The organism is Flavobacterium sp. PL11 (genome assembly GCF_035985025.1).
In the GTDB taxonomy this organism is placed as follows: Bacteria; Bacteroidota; Bacteroidia; order Flavobacteriales; family Flavobacteriaceae; genus Flavobacterium.
The window spans coordinates 1-17838 of sequence record NZ_JAXCIA010000020.1; the positions used below are offsets into that span (position 1 = coordinate 1).

At 33.9% G+C, this 17838-nt stretch carries 11 protein-coding genes and 3 tRNA genes; 6 read left to right on the plus strand and 8 right to left on the minus strand.

Annotation, left to right across the window (positions count from 1 at the left end; translation table 11 throughout):
• Nucleotides 1-181: 181 nt before the first annotated feature.
• The 8 genes from RCH18_RS11215 to RCH18_RS11250 form a co-directional block, all read right to left on the minus strand.
• The gene (locus tag RCH18_RS11215) at nt 182-1348 is read right to left on the minus strand and encodes a restriction endonuclease subunit S (protein ID WP_326936851.1); all 1167 of its coding nucleotides are present in this window, start codon (nt 1346-1348) and stop codon (nt 182-184) included.
• Between the two features lie 2 nt (nt 1349-1350).
• On the minus strand, nt 1351-2184 hold the full coding sequence (locus RCH18_RS11220) for a BRO-N domain-containing protein (protein WP_326936852.1): 834 nt from the start codon (nt 2182-2184) through the stop codon (nt 1351-1353).
• A gap of 271 nt (nt 2185-2455) precedes the next feature.
• On the minus strand, nt 2456-4018 hold the full coding sequence (locus RCH18_RS11225; RefSeq protein WP_326936853.1) for a type I restriction-modification system subunit M: 1563 nt from the start codon (nt 4016-4018) through the stop codon (nt 2456-2458).
• Between the two features lie 647 nt (nt 4019-4665).
• Entirely contained in the window at nt 4666-4920 is a 255-nt protein-coding gene (locus RCH18_RS11230; protein ID WP_326936854.1) for a GIY-YIG nuclease family protein, read from the minus strand.
• A gap of 119 nt (nt 4921-5039) precedes the next feature.
• Entirely contained in the window at nt 5040-5294 is a 255-nt protein-coding gene (locus RCH18_RS11235) for a GIY-YIG nuclease family protein (RefSeq protein WP_326936855.1), read from the minus strand.
• 288 nt (nt 5295-5582) lie between these two features.
• A tRNA-Arg gene (locus RCH18_RS11240) sits at nt 5583-5656 on the minus strand.
• 18 nt (nt 5657-5674) lie between these two features.
• Nucleotides 5675-5749 (minus strand) — tRNA-Pro (locus RCH18_RS11245).
• An 18-nt stretch (nt 5750-5767) separates the two neighbouring features.
• A tRNA-Ser gene (locus tag RCH18_RS11250) sits at nt 5768-5851 on the minus strand.
• A 227-nt stretch (nt 5852-6078) separates the two neighbouring features.
• Between RCH18_RS11250 and RCH18_RS11255 the strand changes: the two genes are divergently transcribed.
• From RCH18_RS11255 to RCH18_RS11280, 6 genes are all read left to right on the plus strand, one after another.
• Entirely contained in the window at nt 6079-7257 is a 1179-nt protein-coding gene (locus RCH18_RS11255) for an acetyl-CoA C-acyltransferase (protein WP_326936856.1), read from the plus strand.
• Between the two features lie 71 nt (nt 7258-7328).
• Complete coding sequence (locus tag RCH18_RS11260; RefSeq protein ID WP_326936857.1) at nt 7329-8090, plus strand: C40 family peptidase; 762 nt, start codon at nt 7329-7331, stop codon at nt 8088-8090.
• Between the two features lie 489 nt (nt 8091-8579).
• The gene (locus tag RCH18_RS11265) at nt 8580-9140 is read left to right on the plus strand and encodes a DUF6642 family protein (protein WP_326936858.1); all 561 of its coding nucleotides are present in this window, start codon (nt 8580-8582) and stop codon (nt 9138-9140) included.
• 606 nt (nt 9141-9746) lie between these two features.
• Nucleotides 9747-12968 carry a polysaccharide lyase family 8 super-sandwich domain-containing protein gene (locus RCH18_RS11270; protein WP_326936859.1) on the plus strand — a complete coding sequence of 1074 codons (3222 nt, stop codon included), beginning with the start codon at nt 9747-9749 and terminating at the stop codon, nt 12966-12968.
• A 222-nt stretch (nt 12969-13190) separates the two neighbouring features.
• Entirely contained in the window at nt 13191-14300 is a 1110-nt protein-coding gene (locus RCH18_RS11275; RefSeq protein WP_326936860.1) for a T9SS type A sorting domain-containing protein, read from the plus strand.
• A 443-nt stretch (nt 14301-14743) separates the two neighbouring features.
• Nucleotides 14744-17812, plus strand: a complete 3069-nt coding sequence (locus RCH18_RS11280; protein ID WP_326936861.1) for a chondroitinase family polysaccharide lyase — start codon at nt 14744-14746, stop codon at nt 17810-17812.
• Nucleotides 17813-17838 lie beyond the last annotated feature (26 nt).

The following is a 17838-nucleotide window of genomic DNA, read 5'->3' on the forward strand; positions in this document are numbered from 1 at the left end:
ATCAAATCTAAAATTTTCATTTCAAATTTCGCCTTCCTTATATTAAATAAGCAAAAATCCATCATTTATTCCCATTGACTTCAATGTTAATTTTCTTTTTATAGCCACTTTTGTCACAAATTTTACTGCAAATTTTGTTGCTCACATCGAGAGAGACGCGATAAATCGGCGTCTCTACCTATCACACAAACATTTGCTGCAACAACCCCTTTTTCCAAATCGTAGCCTTTTCTATTTGTCCTTGGCAATGATTGATTTTTTCATCGATTGCCGAAAGAAAATTGGCGATTTTGGTTTGTTCTTTTATACAAGGAATAAAAATTTTATAAGCTGAAATTTGTGGGACTGTTAATTGCGGAACACCTGTGCTTTCAATTGCGAAATTGACATTGTTAATTGCTTCTTCTAAAAATTTTGAAATAACTTCTTGTTTAGGAATTATAACAATTAGACGGACAATCGCATTGAAGTTTTCTTTACGAACATTAGCAAATCCTAAGTTACCTCTACCACTCACTGTAACACAATTTGCTTGATACTGAAAGGTTGTTGCATAACCATAAATTCCCTCGCCAGCTCCGTTAGCATAAATTGGATAAATATATTTTCCGCTCTTTTCTTTCTCATAATCTAATTTTATTAAATCGCCTCCAGCAGAAAATTTTCCTAATTCCCCCAACTTCTTCTCCTCCCAATCCGCAAAATCATTCCCTGAACCTGTACCGAGCGAAGTCGAAGTATCATCCTTAAACCTCAGTTCTTGAGAGAATATTTTCTGCATCACACCTTTTTTGTATTGCTCCAAAAGGATTTTCTTTTGTTTTAAGGCGGATAGTTTTTCATCTACTGCGATTAGGAATGTGGCTATTTTGGTTTGCTCGGGAAGGGAGGGAAAAGATATTCCTATTTCCGAGAGAGCTGCCGAATTAATTGCTGGATAACTTGTACCAGTACACCTTAGCATTACTTCAGCAACAAACTTTTCAGTATGCAAAAATTGAAATAAAAATTGTCTGTCATTTTTCGTTCTAATTTGAGCATAACCAGTGGATGCCACATAATCGCCGTCTTTATTAAAAAATAAATTATTTTGTTGATATGGCCTTACAGTTTGGAAAAGAATGTCTTCTTTAACCAAAATTCTTTGAGCTCTGCTCGGGGCTACATCTTTATTTATAATATTTTCTTTTACTAATAGACCATTTGTTACACTTTCCAAATCTATATAAACAAAAGAAATAGGAAGTGAATTATTCTTAGGATTGAATGTAGAAAATTTACTTAATTTCTCATGCTCCCATTCCCCTTTAAACTCCGGAAATCTTAATTGTGGTAGTAGTTTTTCCATGGTTATTTTTTTGGGTTTTTAGGTTCTAAGAACGATTTAGCGTTTGTACTGGTTACTATTTTTTTACCTGTTTTTGCTTCTAGTTCTTTCATAGCAACTTTAGCAACATTACCACCTTGTTGTGCTACTTTTTTACTTTCGGCAAAACCTTTTGGGTTTACCGCCTGCGAAATATCCTTAGTAGAAACTTCGGCAAGCATGTTTAGAATCAATTCTGTATTGGTCATGTTGTCTCGCAGGTTTTCTTTCTTTAGACCTTTTAATACTTTATATTCTTTAGTAGTTTTTCCAGCCCAAGCTTTGGTAATTATATCTGTAAGTGTAGCAAATTGCTGTCCCTCCTTTAGTCCTATACTTTTCCATTCGTCGGTCAACTCTTTGCGAATTTCAATACTTTTTAGGCGTTGGTTAATCCAGTTTTCAGAATAGCCTAATTCTAAATATTGTGCTAATGCTCTGTCAATAGTGATTTCGGGATCTTGCATTTCATCTAATCGTTCACTAGCAATTTGTGCTAACCATAATTTAAAAGGCTCTGCTTTTGGGGAAGGAATAGATTGAATTAACCTAAAAAGTTGTTCGGTATCTGCAACATCGGTCATTCGCAATTTGCCATCTGGAGCTTGCATTTTCAACTGTCCGATTTTTTCGGACAGTTCACTTCCTTCTTTAGTTAGTTTTGATTTTAAATCACTCCAATATTTTCTTGGTCGCTCACTATTAGTCAAAATTTCTATTACATCAATAATAGAAATATACCATTTTTCTTCAGCGTTATCCCAACAGGTACGGACTTTAGTATCTTCAAAAAGTTGAATTTTATTTTGTTTTTCCATCTTAGGTCAGTTTAAAAATGCAGTACTGTATTTCGTTTTACCCGCTGCAGTTGTCAAGTAATCCTTGCCAACTGAAATTGCTTCTAATTCCTTTTCTTTCAGGATGTTTATACTATGTCAACTTATATTTTGTTCAGCCGTGTCAAAAAGTTCCGTTAATTGAATTTGATTCATCCAGACATCTCCTTTTTTAGCAAAAAAAGCTACTGATGCTTTACCGTATTCTGTATTATAAATAATAATTTCTTGTTCTTCTTTTATGTTTTACTATCTAAAAAGGCATTTCAATTCCTAATTCGGCACAAAAAATCGCAATCGCTTTGTCAGTCTCTTCAATTTGAATATCCAATGCTTTTATTTCATTTGCAATAGCATTAATATCAATACTGTCTTCGGCTTCAAACGTATCTACATAACGAGGAATATTCAGGTTGTAATCCTGAGACAACATGAAATCTAGAGTTGCAATTCGGCTGTATTTATCTTCTTCGAGGCGGTTGCTGTAAGTATTTATGATTTTGTGAATGTGTTCGTCTAGCAAAACGTTCTGGGTTTTTACCTTATCAAAATGTTGGCTGGCATCAATAAACAAAACGTCTTTTGGGTTTTGTCTTGTTTTTTTCAACACCAAAATACACGTTGGTATTGAGGTTCCATAAAAAATATTCGCTGGTAAACCAATCACGGCATCGAGATAATTTTTATCTTCAATCAAATATTTACGAATGTGACCTTCGGCACCGCCACGAAACAAAACGCCGTGTGGCAGTACGATCGCCATAGTTCCGTTATCGTCTAGCTGGTGTACCATGTGTTGCACAAAAGCAAAATCAGCTTTGGAACTTGGTGCTAGTTTTCCGTAGGCCGAGAAACGCTCATCAGTCATAAATAATGGGCTTGCGCTCCAGTTGGCCGAGAAAGGTGGGTTGGCCACAATGGCTTCAAAACGCTGGTCAATGTGTTGCGGCCGTTCTAAGGTGTCTTCATTCTTGATGTCAAAACGTTTGTAATGAACATCATGCATAATCATGTTCATACGACATAAGTTGTAGGTCGTAGGATTCATTTCTTGGCCGTAAAAAGCACTAACGTCTTTAACTTCTTTGGCAACACGCAACAATAAAGAACCCGAACCACAAGTAGGATCATACACACTTTTTAGTTTGTCTTTACCCACGGTTACGAGTTGTGCCAGAACGCTACTCACTTGTTGAGGCGTATAAAATTCTCCCGCTTTTTTACCAGCTCCACTAGCAAATTGTCCAATAAGGTATTCGTAAGCATCGCCAAGGACATCGCTATCTGTGTTTTCTAAATCAAAATCAATTTCATCTAAATGGGTAAGTACTTTTACAATCAATTCGTTTTTATCACTCTCGGATTTTCCGAGTTTGTGCGAAGTTAAATCCAGATCCGAAAACAAGTTTCCAAAATCTTCTTCGCTTTCTGATCCCATGGTGCTTTGCTCAATGTGAGTGAGCACTTTAGCTAGATCTCCTAAGATGAAATTATTTTTTCCACCGGCATTTCCTCTATGCGCCAATTCAGAAAACAGCTCGGAAGGTTCTAAGAAAAAGCCCAGTTTATCAATAGCGAGTTGTTTTACTTCCTGTAGTAGCAAAGCCTCGTCAACATGGCCGATAATGTCCGCAAAAGTTAATCCGTCCGGTTGTAGTATTTGGTTGGCATACAAATCCATCTTGGTACTCAGGTATTTGTAGAAAATAAAACCTAATATGTAATCTCTAAAATCGTCGGCATCCATTTTACCACGTAGGGTGTTTGCGATGTTCCAGAGTTGGTGTTCTAATTTTTGTTTTTGTTCGGCTGCCATTAAATGTGTTGATTCAAAATTTATGTCAGTAGCTAAAATTGCTTTACCTACTATAATTATTTCTTTCTACTATGTTAATTGTAAATTAGTTGCGACTAAAAAGCATTTCTGAATTCCCAATATGCAAGAAATTTACTTTGCTAAGATATTGAAAAAATAAAGTTTATACGTACGTTAAAAGGCAAAGAAGTTTTATTTGTGGAACTTTTTTAGGCTGAAGGAATAAATGCTGACTGTTGATTTGCGTATTTTTTGCACTTTAGAAATAACGATGTTGTTTTGGGACTGTAAATGTGCGCATTAAAAAGTAGTAAAACCAAAAAACCCACTGCGAACAGTGGGTTTTTGTGAAGGCAGAAGGATTCGAACCTTCGACCGTCCCGATTAACAATCGGGATGCTATATCCAACTGCCTATTTGTTTGATTCTTGAATCATTTTTTCAAGCCTTTTTCTGCTTTTCCATTTTTTAACCTCCAATTCTCTTTTATATGCTAAGGATTTTGTGTCAAATTCTTCATGGTAAACCAGCGTTTTCGAAATGTTTTTAACCAAAAAACCCACTGTGATCAGTGGGTTTTTGTGAAGGCAGAAGGATTCGAACCTTCGACCGCCCCGATTAAAAATCGGGATGCTATATGCAACTGGCTAATGGTTTGATTCTTGAATCATTTTTTCAAGCCTTTTTCTGCTTTTCCATTTTTTAACCTCCAATTCTCTTTTATATGCTAAGGATTTTGTGTCAAATTCTTCATGGTAAACTATTACCCAATCTTTTGACTTTGAAGTAAATCCAGCATGATTAGATAAATGTTTACGCAAGCGCTCTTGCAAACTTTCGGAAGTATGACCAATGTAATATTGATTTAGTGCTGCTGAATATAAAATGTAGAAATAATTCATAGCTTTTTCGATATGTATTAAACCAAAAAACCCACTGTAAACAGTGGGTTTTTGTGAAGGCAGAAGAATTCGAACCTTCGACCGTCCCGATTAAAAATCGGGATGCTATATCCATTTGGCTATTTGTTTGATTCTTGAATCATTTTTTCAAGCCTTTTTCTGCTTTTCCATTTCTTAACCTCCAATTCTCTTTTATATGCTAAGGATTTTGTGTCAAATTCTTCATGATAAACTATTATCCAATCTTTTGACTTTGAAGTAAATCCAGCATGATTAGATAAATGTTTACGCAAGCGCTCTTGTAAACTTTCGGAAGTATGACCAATGTAATATTGATTTAGTGCTGCTGAATATAAAATGTAGAAATAATTCATAGCTTTTTCGATATGTATTAAACCAAAAAACCCACTGTAAACAGTGGGTTTTTGTGAAGGCAGAAGAATTCGAACCTTCGACCGTCCCGATTAAAAATCGGGATGCTATATCCAACTGGCTATTTGTTTGATTCTTCAATCATTTTTTCAAGCCTTTTTCTGCTTTTCCATTTCTTAACCTCCAATTCTCTTTTATATGCTAAGGATTTTGTGTCAAATTCTTCATGATAAACCAGTGTTTTCGAAATGTTTTTAAATAAAAAACCCACTGTAAACAGTGGGTTTTTGTGAAGGCAGAAGGATTCGAACCTTCGACCGCCTGCTTAGAAGGCAGGTGCTCTATCCAGCTGAGCTATGCCTCCATTACTGTTGTAAAAAAGTCGGGGTGGCAGGATTCGAACCTGCGGCCTCCTGCTCCCAAAGCAGGCGCGATAACCGAGCTACGCTACACCCCGAAAAACTAAATAATAAAGCGGAGGGACAGGGACTCGAACCCTGGCACCGATTACTCGGTGACAGTTTAGCAAACTGCTCCATTACCACTCTGGCACCCCTCCAAGCTCAAAGAAACGTGTCTTGTTTTGCGGTTGCAAACTTAGGACTTCTTTACGTTACACACAACTATTTTTAAGATTTTTTTTATTCTTTTTCGGCTAGCTGATAAAAACACTTCACAATCAAACAAATACAATTAAATAAATATAAAAATGATTATCCTACCGCCAAAATGTGAATTTGCCTAAAAAAGTTTAAATTTGCTAGATAAACTAACAGAATCATAGTTATGAATAAAAGAGTTGTTATCGTATCTGCCGTTAGAACACCTATCGGAAGTTTTATGGGGGGATTATCAACAGTTACTGCACCACATCTAGGTGCAGCAGCTATAAAAGGTGCTTTGGACAAAATAAATTTAGATCCAAATCTAATTGATGAAGTATTTATGGGCAATGTCGTTCAGGCTGGTACAGGCCAAGCTCCCGCTCGTCAAGCCGCTATATTTGCAGGATTAAGTGATGCAGTGGCCTGCACCACTATTAATAAAGTGTGTGCTTCAGGAATGAAAGCAGTAATGTTAGGCGCACAAGCCATTCAGTGTGGTGATGCCGAAATTGTAGTTGCAGGTGGAATGGAAAATATGAGTTTGATTCCGCATTACCTTAACTTAAGAAATGGGACAAAATTTGGCCCCGCTACAATGATCGATGGCATGCAAAAAGATGGATTAGTAGATGCCTATGACAACAACGCAATGGGAGTTTGCGCTGATTTATGTGCTACTGAATATCAATTTAGCCGTGAAGATCAAGACAATTACGCAATACAATCTTATCAAAGAAGTGCAAATGCTTGGAATGAAGGGAAATTTGATAATGAAATTGTTCCTGTTGCTGTTCCACAAAGAAAAGGGGATCCAATTATGGTAACCCGAGACGAGGAATTTACCAATGTAAAACTTGAAAAAATACCCACATTAAATCCAGTATTTACAAAAGACGGAACGGTGACTGCAGCTAATGCTTCTACCATAAATGATGGTGCCGCTGCAGTAATCTTGATGAGTGAAGAAAAAGCGATTTCATTGGGATTAAAACCACTAGCATATATAAAAGGATATGCTGACGCGGCCCAAGAACCAAAATGGTTTACCACAAGCCCAGCTAAAGCGTTACCAAAAGCATTAGACAAAGCAGGAATAAATATTGATGAGGTAGAATATTTTGAGTTTAACGAAGCATTTGCAGTAGTTGGATTGGCAAATACTAAAATTTTAGGTTTGGATAATGATAAAGTCAATGTAAACGGCGGAGCAGTTTCTTTAGGGCATCCGCTGGGTTGTTCTGGAGTTCGTATTATTGTTACCTTACTTAATGTTTTGGAACAAAATAATGCTAAAATCGGTGCTGCTGCCATTTGTAATGGTGGAGGTGGTGCTTCGGCAATTGTAATCGAAAGACTTTAAATAATTATACTTTATGGGTTATACATTTTACAACGTATAACCCATAATTATTAACCTCTAATTGTATATAAATGTTTGGAATATGTAATCTAGCAATGATACCTCTTCGGTCTGAACCTAGTGATAGAAGTGAAATTGTCTCTCAAGTTTTATTTGGTGAACATTTTGAAATTGTGGAGCAGCTCAAGCAGTGGACCTACATTAAAATGCAGTTTGATGGTTATCAAGGATGGATCGATTTTAAACAATTACAGCTAATCTCTGAAGTGAGCTATAACCAATTATCTTCAGAAGCTATTGTTTTAAATGCTGATTTGATTGAATACATTACCACTCCATCAAATCTTTTGATTCCTATTCCTCTCGGCTCTTGTTTGTCGTTTTTAAACCACTCCGACATTAACACTGCTAATTTTGAATTTGAAGGCACAAAAGCGATTGGTATAAAAAACAAATCATCTTTAATAACTACAGCATTTATGTATTCGAATGCGCCTTATTTATGGGGTGGAAAAACGCCTTTTGGCATTGATTGTTCTGGGTTTACCCAAATGGTTTACAAATTAAATGGCTATAAATTACTTCGCGACGCCTCGCAGCAATCCACGCAAGGAGAAGCGCTGAGTTTTATTGAAGAAAGTGAAGCTGGTGATTTGGCCTTTTTTGATAATGATGAAGGAAACATTATACATGTTGGAATTATTATGGATGATAATTATATTATTCACGCCAGCGGTAAAATAAGAATCGACCGATTAGATCATCTCGGTATCTTCAATGCCGAGACTAATAAGCATACCCATAAGTTAAGGGTTATTAAGAAAATTATTTAGATACTGATTTAAAAATATCTGCAAAGAATAATATGAAAGATAATTTTAAATGGTTCGTGGTATAATTTATCTATACGTTTTTATTTAAAAACAATTGATTGATTGTTCTTTGATCGTGCTTTTCATTAATAGAATTTTATCTAGATGATTACTTAGTTGATAGCTGTATTGCGTCACCTAGCGTGTTTTTGGCTAGCAGTATTATGAATAAAGAGGAAATAACGTGGACAATCCCGAAAGCTTTCGGAGTATTGAGAAGCCGAAAAATGGGTAGTTCTAAAAAATGAAAAAGTTCTTTTTCATTCTTACAAAAAGGTTATAGCTATTAATTTAAAACAATAATACTAATTAAAAATAACTCTCTCCCAACATTAAAAGCTGCTAAAATATACTTCTTCTTTATAAAAACAGCTGTTAAACTATGTGAATATTTAAATATTTCCATCATAAAAAACTATTTTTGTTCATCACATTTTTTAAAAAATATCAATGGATCAGGATAAATTTATTTTTTGCTTAGAGGCCGTTCCTGATGCAGAAATTCAAAATAATACAGAAGTAGTAAAGCATTTAGAACAATTAGCTTTGGATTATGATATATCAAGTATATACAAAACTTGTGATACTATTGAAGGACTTGAAGAAAGTTTAGGTGCATTGCTTTATGATGATCATAATTTTAAAGATTATGAAATTATTTATTTAGTGATGCAGGGGCAAGACAATACAATTTGTATTCATGATTACTATTACAGTTTAGAGGAAATCGCAGAACTTTTTGAAGGGAAACTAAAAGGCAAAATTGTTCACTTTGCCAATGAAAAAGTATTGGATTTAAGTAATGACGAAGCACAGTATTTTATTGATGTAACTGGAGCAAGAGCAATTTCAGGTTACGGTGCTGCTTTTAATAATTTTAGCAGTATCCATTTAGATAAAGTGTTTTTTAGCTTATGCCAAGATCAAGACAACCTCGTTGAAATTGTGGAAGAGCTGCATCAGAAATTTTATGCGCTTTGTAAATTGCTAGATTTTAGATTGTATTATTAAGCGGATAAAAATTACCCGCTTGTACCTTTAAGTATAAGTCATATTTTTAACTAACTATTTATAGATCATTATTTTTATTTGCAACATCCTTCCTAATTTATAATCACATCAAGATTACTTCTCATTTGTAGTATAACGATATTTATATGCACAAATACATTTATTATCATATCTTATTTCAATACTTAAGAGTGAATATATAATTTCATTATATAGAACTGAATTCCTCGAAAAAAAAACATAATAGAAATCGATTTTAGATTATAGTAATTAGGTGTTTATACCGTAAAATGTTGTTTTAAATACTGTTTTCTATCTTCTATAGTATTTTTTATGGAGAATAAGCAATGGATTTTTAAAACTTCGCTACTGTATCAATATTATCACTTCTTTAGCAACAAGCACAATATATTTTCTATTAAAATTAATCTTCACTCCTATTAATCAATCAATTAAAATAAACTGATAAAAAAATAAATATTTGTCCTCGAACACATTTATTTAATAATTCTCTTGGTTTATAATAACGTTTTCATATATTTGTTCTTTAAAATTCATTTAATTGAATTTAAATGTTAAAAAACAATGTTAAATATCACTTTGATTATGAAAATAAAACTTTACTCTATTTTATTTCTTTTATTAATTAGCCTTCAATATTCCGCTTATGCGCAAATAAGCTCATCGGGTAGTTGGAACCCTATTGGTAATGTCAACTTAGTTATAGTTACAGATGATATTAACAATGGAGACGGAGTTGGAGATGGCGCATTAGCAATTATTGGCAAATCAGCTGTTATTGGTCAAGGTGCATCCTATACATTTGATGGAACGATGCAAATTGGGCAAACAATATCAATTAGCACCAATACTTACAATCAAAGAGCTTCCTATATTAATTTAAAAGTAGAATTATACAATTTAACTGATAATAAAATACTTGCTAAAACTCCATCAGATATAAAGTTTGGTACTAATGATAAAGTTCCAGTTAACACTGTCCTCAGTTATAATCCAACAGCAAATGATTTAGGAGATGTATTGCAAGTTCGTTATATAAGGACAGATCCTGATGGCAACACTTCCAGAGTATTTGCCATTGATAATTTAAGCTTAAATGGAAATTTTGTTTCGTTAAGTTTAGGAGAATCTTGTCCATTCTCAATAAGCAAAGATCTACCATTACTGCCTTCAAATACTAATATAGAGGCTCAAATCATAAGTGCTGTAAACAAGTTTTCTACTCTGTATTTGGGGAGCACTGCACCTTCAACGAGCGCATTAAATAGTGCAGTAACGGCCTATAATAATTTAGGTATAACCGTCACAGCTGGAGTTATTAACGGAAACACTCAAACTAATTTTCAAGGTTTAACATTCTTAAAAACTTTTGCACAACAACTAAAGGCCAATCCTGCAGATGCAACTACAAAGACAATGGCCAATAATACAATATGGTGGATTGCAAAACAATTTTGCTCAGGAAGCATTCCTGTAGACATTCAATTATATGATTATGAAGATTTTGCAAGACCCGCTATACTACTTAAAGATTTTTTAGACCCTGTAGTAAAAAATTTATTTTCATATACATTGTACCAACATTCCGTTCAATTTGAGCATTTCTGGGCTCCAGTGTATGACTCTGCATATCAAGAAGCCAATGGTGCTATAATTACAGATGTGGTTTATAACATAGGCGACGTTTTGTTAGCTTACAGCTTATGGCAAGATACTCCTGAGGAACGTTATAGATATATGCGAGCTTATAAGAGATATATGAATCGATATTTTTCTTATACTGTGGGAACAACAGATGGTATTAAACCTGATGGAACGGGCTTTCACCATTGGGTTGCCTATAATAATTATATGTATTCTTTTAACACAGCAGCTGATATCCTATCCTACTTAACTGGGACAGATTTCCAAGTAGAGGAACCGAATTATAAAGTTTTTCGAGATGCCTTTTACGCACAATTTATACAGTCTAATGATTACAATTTTAGTGGTGGGCCTACAGGGACTCAACGTACAGGGACTCAGGCTTTATCAACCGCAGGTAGGAACCCACAGAGTAGAACTAATACTTTATCTCAAGCTTCTCTTAAAAGATTAGCAATAGTAGGGGGAAGCATTTTGCAATTATCAACTGCTGACCCACTTTTAGCAGGTATGTATAATAGAATATATGGTATAGACACACAGTTCAATTCCAGCACTGTGACCCCATTTGCTGGTGGTTTTTTCCAATTTAACCATGCAGTAGCAGGCGTTTATAGATATGAAAACACTAAAACCCTCGTATTTAATAAAGGATTTACCAATAATATGTGGGGAGCAGAAGCTTATATAGGTCAAAATAGATATGGTCGCTATCAAAGTTATGGCGCTCTAGAAGTTATATATCCAGGCGATAGAGCATCTGGAAACGGATATGATTTAACACTTAATACTTCAAATTCATCATGGGATTGGAATTTTAATCCTGGAACTACTGTAATCAGATTACCATGGGCGGATTTACACACAGAAAGAGGACGATTAGACGAGTTACAACAAAAAAGATTTGTAGGTTCACTAACTTTAAAAAATAAAAATAGTGCGCTTTTGTCTAGCATTCATGGGACTTTTGGCATGTTTGCAATGGATTTTCAAGAAAAAACAGGGCAAGGATTTTCTAATATTTATGGTCCCGAAAAACATAATAGTAGCTTTACTTTTAAAAAATCTAATTTTTTCTTTGATGATATAATTGTGTGTTTGGGTTCTGGAATTTCAAATAATGATACTGCTAATGAAACAGTCACTACTTTATTTCAAAGATTAGATAACAAAGGAATCGGTGTAAATGTAAATGGAACAACGCAAACATCAGGAACATCAACTTATGCAGGGACAACCGCGAACAATTGGATTCTTAGCAATTACGGAACAGGATTTTACCTAGTTTCTGGAAACGATAATCTTGTTGTTAAAAAAGAAGCACAACAAACCCCAAATCAAAATCAGACATGGCCAGTAACATTGACTACTCCAACTAATCCTATCAACACTTATTACACAGGTTATATTAATCATGGTACAAATCCATCTAATAAGAGCTACGAATATGTGCTAAAACCTAATAGCAGTGCCTCAGAAATGCAAGCTTTAGATATGGCTATCCAAAATGCAAACAAACCGTATATTGTTCGTCAACAAAATAGCAATGCTCATATCGTGGAGCATATTGCTAAGAAGATTTGGGGTTATGCAATCTTTACTGCTGCAAGCAATTTGACTTACGATTTTATTACAGGAGTGAGTGGATCTTGCTTAGTAATGACACAATTAGATCAACCAAACGGCACTTTACTTTTATCAATTAATAATCCAGATATTGGATTTACTTCGCAAGCTAGAACTCCATCTATTGCTGTGACAAGACAAGTAACATTGCAAGGAGAATGGACATTAAATGGCACTTATCCAGGTGTAGCAGTACTACCTTCTAATACAAATCAAACTACAATTGAATTCACATTAGTGGATGGATTAGCAAAAGAAGTTGCATTAACCAATGCAGCGTTGAGCAGCCAAGAGTTTGAAAAATCAGCTATACTAGTGTATCCAAATCCAGTTAGTGATATTGTTACAATAAGTGGATTAGAAGCAGTGGCTATAAAAAACGCATCTATAATTTCTATTCTAGGACAAAATCTAGGAAATTTTAAAATTAGAAATAATCAAATAGATGTCTCTAATTTAAGTGATGGTGTTTATTTATTAAAATTACAATTTGAAGATAACAAAGTAGTTACAAGAAAAATAGTAATTAAAAAATAAATTTTTCCTAGATTTTTCAGCCATCAGATACGGTATACCAAATTGCAGTTCGTTAAGCATGAACAGATGGAACTAGTAAATTCTTTACTGCAGTATACAACGTAGCTAGAGTAGTAGCAATAGACAACTAAAAAGTCAATGGCATATTTGTAAAAATTGATAAAGCTTCATTTAAAAAATAATTACTTAACAAAAACAATTTAACTTTAAAAATCAAAAACTATGAAGAAAATTACTTTTATGCTTTTAGCAATTGCTGGTTTGACAGCAACAACACAAGCTCAAAATCATTATTTAAAAATTGTGCATACTAAATCAGATAATACAGCTTCAGGGGCACGTCTTATTATTCCTGATAATGATTTAATCGATGTTACTGCAACACAATCAAAAACAATAACTTTTAAGATAATGATACCTACAACAGTAGCAAACACTACTAATTTCGGTAAAATTATGAGTAAAAATGACACGTATGTTCTTAACTCTGCTGGACAGTATGGAATTAGCTTTGGAAGTGCGCCAACATCAGCACCAAATTCCCATAAAGATATCAGATTAATAGCTACAAATACTTCACCTATATCGCCAACTAGTGGAACAAACTCAACACTGACTCCTGTTACTGGTAACAATAACAACAATGCAATAGCAACAACATTAAATGATGGAAATTGGCATCACTTTGCGCTTGTATTAAATGACACAGATGGTAAATCCCGACTTTATTATGACGGAGTTCTACTTGTTACTTCCAATGCACCAACTGCTATAAATATGTCTAGTACAAAAGATCTTATATTCAGTGGTTCTGCCACTGGAGGCGGTGGTGTTACAATGAATATTGATGATATCCGTATATGGAATTCTGCTTTTACAGATAGCCAAGTAGTTACAGATGCAGCAGCTACTGTGGCAGCGACAACAGCGGGTTTACTAGTTGCTTTTGACTTTGAGGGAATACCAGCAAATCAAGCTACTATACCGGATATTACAGGAAACACAGTTGACGCTAGTTTGAACCGCGGTGGCGATAGTGGTACTAATTTAATAGAAGGTGATGCAATACCAACACTTTCCAAAAAATCTACTATTTTATCACAAGGTATTTCAGTTTATCCAAATCCTACAAATAATGTAATAAATATCATTAAAAAAGATTCAAAAATTGAAATTAAGAGAGTTAGTTTAATTAATATACTTGGACAAACTGTCTATTCTGATGCAACTGAAAAGTCAATAAATGTAACAGCTTTTGCAAAAGGACTTTATATTCTAAATATTGAATCAAATGATGGTGGCATATCAACTTCAAAAGTAATTGTTGAATAAGGTTTTTTAATGAAGATTATTTATGAATTAATCAAGACGGACTAAAATATTATTTAGTCCGTTTTTTGTTAAATTAAAAATAAATTTTTCTTTAATTTCAAGCATGAAATTTCTAAATCACTTAAAATGAACACAAATTTTAAATTTAATTTTGTATATATGAAAACGTTTTCGTAATCTTGTTCAGCTATTATATATAATATCAAAATTATTAATTTTTAAGTTTTTTTTATCATTAAAATACGATCTTAATTTTAAAAAAGTTAATGATAAAATTGATGTGTATATTTAAAAAATCGAAGGATTTTAATTTTTTCGTGAAATGATAAATCATTGTTTAACAAATACAAACGTAACGTAATCAATACACTACAAAGATTTTATTGCCGTTGTATTCAAGTTACTGGCTAGAAAAAACCCAACATCACATAACATAATCCCTTATGACTTACTCTATTTTTAATTTTAAGAAGCAAGATGCATTATCAGCATTATTTTTATTAACATCATGCATCGGATTTTCACAAAACGATTACAAACCTGCGGTAGAATCTTTTGAGACTGCACAAGCCTTAAATGCTTATAAAGCTACTAATGGCAAAATTTCTATAAGTGACTCTCATAAAAAGTATGGGAAATCATCTTTGCAATGGGAATGGAAAGGAAAAAGCTCGATAGGAACTTCAAATTTTAAAATATTGACCGCAGAAGAAAGTCCATTAGAGTATGGATTATTTTTTCCGTCAAGTCCTACATTACAGATGGCCATCTATAATGAAAAATCTCAAAATGGAAAAATCACAATTTCATTTGAAAAAAATGGTGCAAAACAAGTAGAATTTGATGTACCATTAGCTTTTACAGGTTGGAGAACGATATGGGTCCCTTTTTATGAAATGCAGGGTAACGCTCCTAAAAAATTAGCAGCTGTCGATTACGATTATTTTAGAATAACAGCATCAGAGCCTACTGGTAAGCTGTTTTTTGATGATATTATTTATTCTCAATATCAGGATGACCGACACCAATATCCAGACGAGATTGTACCCTTTATAAAGTCAAAACAAAACTTATCAGAAGACCACTGGATGCCATTGATTGTTAATTATGATCGTATAAAAAATTTAAAGCCAGCTCCCATTACAGATGCAACAGAAGCAGATCTTAAAAAACTGGAAATCATTATCGATCAAAATTTAGGAAGTGATAAAAAGTCTAAAGTAAACTTAAAGTCATTACGTGAGGATTATAAAAAATTAAATCTAACAGATAATGGCAAAACAATAGTAGGTCCACCATTAACATTTAAAGAGCATCAAGATTATTACGATGAAAAACAATTAGGACCTAGAACTTTTACTGATGTTCAAGATTTTGGAAAGACCTTAAAAAAAATAGCTAGTTCATATAATAATGGAACTCCAGCCGAGCAAGAAGAAATGAAAACCATGTTCCTTAATGGAACAAAATATTTTCTTGATCAAGGTTGGCAAGCAGGCTCTAATGGCGGTACAAGACATCATATAGGTTATAATGTTAGACAACTTACAGAGGCAGTTTTCACCATGCGTCAAGTATTAAAGGACAATAATTTATTAGCTGAAGTTGGTGCAAGTTTGCATTGGATTTTCAATATAGGTAACCTATTAGACGATCCTAATAATTTCCATGTGAATATTGATTATTTAAATACACAATCGTATTACCATTTAATGCTTATTTTCTTATTTGAAAACCAAGAAATGCAAGCTGCAATGGTACAAGCGTACTCCAATTATATTTCGATCACCTTAGCGCAACAAAGCGAAGAATGGGGTTTTAAAGTAGATGGCACGGCATGGCATCACAATGGGAGCTATCCCGCTTATGGACTTGGAGCATTCCAAAATGTTCCAAAAGTGATTAAGACGCTATCAGGAACTCAGTTCAGAATAGGCACTTTAGGACATCAGAATTTTAAACATTCCTTTTTAACGTCAAGAGCATATAGTCAATTATACAATTGGGGATTTGGAAATGCAGGACGTCATCCTCTTGAGAATAACAACATGCAATCTTTAAAACCACAGTTTTTAGAAATGGCTTATTCAGGAAATCCTGAGGGCACTTCTGCTATTGACACCGATGTTGCAGCTGCTTATCTAAGACTTTGGGGAAAAGAAGATCCTAAAACTACAGCAATTTTTGCGGAAAAAGGAATTCAGCCAGAAGTATTATCAGGATACCGCTCCTTGCCTTATGGCGCAACTGGCATTTACAGACGCGATGATTGGGCAGCAATTATTAAAGGTTATAGCAAATATGTTTGGGCTTCAGAGATATATGTAAAGGCAAATAGATACGGTAGATACCCTGCAAATGGAACTATACAATTGTTAAATGCAGACGGTGAAACAGCAAGTGGTTTTGTGCAAGAAGGTTGGGACTGGAACAGATATCCTGGAGCTACTGTCATACACTTACCACTAAAAGAGTTAGAACCAAAATTACCACTGATTATGTTCCGTTCTAATGAGTCCTTTGCTGGATCAACGGTATTAGGTCAAGATGGAATTTTTGGAATGATTTTAAAGGAATCTAAGGGTTCTAATGCAGATGGAAATGAATCAAACCTCGGATTTCCAGGAAAATTAACAGCTAAGAAATCAGTGTTTTCTTTTGGTGGTAAAATGATCGCGATTGGAACAGATATTGCCAGTATTGACGAGAAAAATCCAACACAAACTAACATTTTTCAGTCTTCTATAAAAGATACCAAATCTGCTATAGTAACCGCTTCAGAAACGATAACGAAATTCCCTTATGATACGGAACTAAAGATTAATAAAAAATCAGGAAACTGGTTAATTGATCCTTACGGAAACGGCTACAACATTTTGTCAAACACAGCTGTAAATTTCAAAAAAGCGAAGCAGCAATCGTACCATAATGAATATTCTATTAATACTGGAATAATCGAAGATCCTGTTAATGGAGCGAAAGAAACATACGGTGATTTTGCTTCTGCTTGGATTGATCATGGTTTTGCACCAAAAAATGCGTCTTACCAGTATGTTATTTATCCGTTTTTGAGCCAAGAGAAGCAAAATAATTTTGGAAAAATAGTTAAAAACGACAAATCATTTGAAATAAAAAGAGCAGACAGTGTAGCACATATTGTTTTAAATAAAGAAACAAATACCACATGTTATGTCATTTTTGAAGCCAATCAAAGTTTAGATAAAGAAATTGTAAAAGAAGTTTCGGCACCAGCTTTAATAATGGTTAACCAAAATAAAAAAAATGCTTTAACCATTAGCGCAGTTCAACCTGATTTGAATTTTCCAGAGTATAAACCCGGTAAATTTAGAAATTATAGTAGAGCCGTAGAATTAAAAATTACTTTAGTTGGAAAATGGACCACTGCATCTCAAGATTATATCAAAAACATAGATAATTCAGGGGCTAACACTATCATTACATTAGAATGTATAAATGGCTTGCCTAGAGAGTTCATAATGAATAAAATATAAGTAATAACCTTTCTTTTCTATAGTCT

Bases quoted from the DNA above. Each gene is read 5' to 3' on its own strand.
- RCH18_RS11215 (WP_326936851.1), bottom strand. From the start codon at position 1,348: ATGGAAAAACTACTACCACAATTAAGATTTCCGGAGTTTAAAGGGGAA.
- RCH18_RS11220 (WP_326936852.1), bottom strand. From the start codon at position 2,184: ATGGAAAAACAAAATAAAATTCAACTTTTTGAAGATACTAAAGTCCGT.
- RCH18_RS11225 (WP_326936853.1), bottom strand. From the start codon at position 4,018: ATGGCAGCCGAACAAAAACAAAAATTAGAACACCAACTCTGGAACATC.
- RCH18_RS11230 (WP_326936854.1), bottom strand. From the start codon at position 4,920: ATGAATTATTTCTACATTTTATATTCAGCAGCACTAAATCAATATTAC.
- RCH18_RS11235 (WP_326936855.1), bottom strand. From the start codon at position 5,294: ATGAATTATTTCTACATTTTATATTCAGCAGCACTAAATCAATATTAC.
- RCH18_RS11255 (WP_326936856.1), top strand. From the start codon at position 6,079: ATGAATAAAAGAGTTGTTATCGTATCTGCCGTTAGAACACCTATCGGA.
- RCH18_RS11260 (WP_326936857.1), top strand. From the start codon at position 7,329: ATGTTTGGAATATGTAATCTAGCAATGATACCTCTTCGGTCTGAACCT.
- RCH18_RS11265 (WP_326936858.1), top strand. From the start codon at position 8,580: ATGGATCAGGATAAATTTATTTTTTGCTTAGAGGCCGTTCCTGATGCA.
- RCH18_RS11270 (WP_326936859.1), top strand. From the start codon at position 9,747: ATGAAAATAAAACTTTACTCTATTTTATTTCTTTTATTAATTAGCCTT.
- RCH18_RS11275 (WP_326936860.1), top strand. From the start codon at position 13,191: ATGAAGAAAATTACTTTTATGCTTTTAGCAATTGCTGGTTTGACAGCA.
- RCH18_RS11280 (WP_326936861.1), top strand. From the start codon at position 14,744: ATGACTTACTCTATTTTTAATTTTAAGAAGCAAGATGCATTATCAGCA.